A 679-nucleotide genomic window follows, 5' to 3' on the forward strand; every position below is an offset into this window, starting at 1 on the left:
AATGCCGGGGTGGGCACCTCCATGTACGCGCCACGGTGGCGCGTACATGCGTACTGCGGGGAAATGCCCGCTCCCCTGTTTTGGGGGGCGGCAGCGGGCGGGATGCGCCAGAAGGCATCATCATTTCAGTGATACCTTTGGCGCCAGCTGCGCGTCTTTTACGGCGTAAAGAAATTCCCTCGCGTATCCCGTCTGACAAAATTGGGCAGGCTGTCATTGCCGGATTTCCAGGCAGTGCTTGCGCTCCCCAGTTTCGGGGGGCTCAACGGTCTGCTCAAGGTCCGCGCCGATCAGATCCGGGCATCTGCTGCCGCGCGACAAACAGGGTGAGATTCCGCGACAATCTGGGTGAGACGCTGTGGTGGGGCTGAGACGGAGGGAGGGCGTAGCCCGACTGCAGGATCAGGCCCACCACAGCGTGCGCATGTGCGTCTGCGTTTGCGGTCGTCTCGGTAAGCTTGGGTTTTTCCATATGGAGAACCACCCTTGTGCCGGGTCGCCACTTAACCGATCAGCAGACGAGGCTTTTCATGAAGCTCCGACAGACCCACCCGATCGAGGTGGCAGCCGCGAAAGCGGGTGTCAGCCGCGCCACGGGCTATCGCATCGCACAGGATCCGCGGCTCCCGTCGCAGAATTCGAAGTCCCGTGAACGGCGCCGGCCTGACCCGCTGGAGGC

Annotated in this window: 1 pseudogene; it reads left to right on the top strand. The window is 62.9% G+C overall.

What is annotated here, in order from left to right:
* Positions 1 to 488: 488 nt before the first annotated feature.
* Positions 489 to 679, top strand: a pseudogene (locus AC4FS3_RS28905) (IS21 family transposase); the annotation flags it as partial.

Source organism: Pseudogemmobacter sp. TB195, from assembly GCF_058313095.1.